At 64.5% G+C, this 1,313-nt stretch carries 2 protein-coding genes; both read left to right on the forward strand.

The window, feature by feature from the left end:
* Positions 1-3 precede the first annotated feature (3 nt).
* Positions 4-990, forward strand: coding sequence for an acetyl-CoA carboxylase carboxyltransferase subunit alpha (locus tag ABYB95_RS23585; protein WP_372662840.1), 987 nt, complete (start codon positions 4-6; stop codon positions 988-990).
* Positions 991-1,051: 61 nt separating this feature from the next.
* A partial coding sequence (locus ABYB95_RS23590; RefSeq protein WP_372662843.1) for an ATP-binding protein occupies positions 1,052-1,313 on the forward strand: 262 nt, incomplete at its 3' end.

The following is a 1,313-nucleotide window of genomic DNA, read 5'->3' on the forward strand; positions in this document are numbered from 1 at the left end:
ACCTTGGCGAAAAAGAATTTTCTCGATTTTGAGCAGCCGATAGCCGAGCTGGAACGCAAAATCGAAGAGCTGCGCTATGTGCAGACCGAGTCTGCCGTGGACATCTCGGAAGAGATCGAGCAATTGGCGGGCAAGAGCCAGCAGCTCACTAAAGACATTTACAGCAACCTCACGCCCTGGCAGATCACCAAGATCGCGCGGCACGCCGACCGGCCCTACACGCTGGACTTCGTGCGCGACATCTTCACGCACTTCGTGGAGTTGCACGGCGACCGCCACTACGCCGACGATCTCAGCATCGTGGGGGGCTTGGCGCGCTTCAATGGCCAGCCCTGCATGGTGCTGGGCCACCAGAAGGGGCGCGACACCAAAGAGCGGGGCTTGCGCAATTTCGGCATGACCAAACCCGAGGGCTACCGCAAGGCCTTGCGCCTGATGAAGCTGGCCGAAAAGTTCAAGCTGCCGGTGTTCACCTTTGTGGACACGCCCGGCGCCTACCCCGGGATCGACGCCGAAGAGCGTGGCCAGTCGGAAGCCATTGGCCGCAACATCTTCGAGATGGCGCAGCTCGAAGTGCCCATCATCAGCACCATCATTGGCGAGGGTGGTTCGGGCGGTGCGCTGGCCATTTCGGTGGCCGACCAGGTCTTGATGCTGCAGTACTCGGTGTATTCGGTCATCAGCCCAGAGGGCTGCGCCTCCATTCTCTGGAAAACCAGCGACCGCGCCAGCGACGCCGCCGACGCGCTGGGCATCACCGCCCACCGTTTGAAGGCTTTGGGCCTGGTGGACAAGATCGTCAGCGAGCCGGTGGGTGGCGCGCACCGCGACCACAAGCAAATGGCCGCGTTTCTCAAACGCGCCCTCAACGATGCCTGGCGCCAGCTGGCCGATCTCTCGGTGGACGAGCTGGTGGACCGCCGCTACGCGCGCCTCAACAGCTATGGCCGGTTCAACGACACCAAGGCCGACCCCAAGCCCAAGCGCTGAGTTGAACCCGGCATCCATCCCCGCCAATCCTTGCGACGGGGCGCTGGAGCGCTGGACCCGGCTGGCCGCGCCGGCCTGGAACCCGGCAGATGCAAACCCCTGGGTGGCGGTGGCCTACAGCGCGGGCCCGGACTCCACCGCCTTGCTGCTGGCAGCCCAGCGGCGCTGGCCGGGGCGGGTGGTGGCCCTGCATGTGCACCACGGTTTACAAGCCGCCGCCGATCATTTTGAAGCGCATGCGCGCGCATGCTGCGCGCAGCACCAGATCGCCTTGCATGTGCAGCACATCCAGGCGGCGCATCGTCCCGGGCAAAGTCCCGAGG

Origin of the sequence: Hydrogenophaga sp. (genome assembly GCF_041633695.1) — a bacterium.
In the GTDB taxonomy this organism is placed as follows: Bacteria; Pseudomonadota; Gammaproteobacteria; order Burkholderiales; family Burkholderiaceae_C; genus Hydrogenophaga.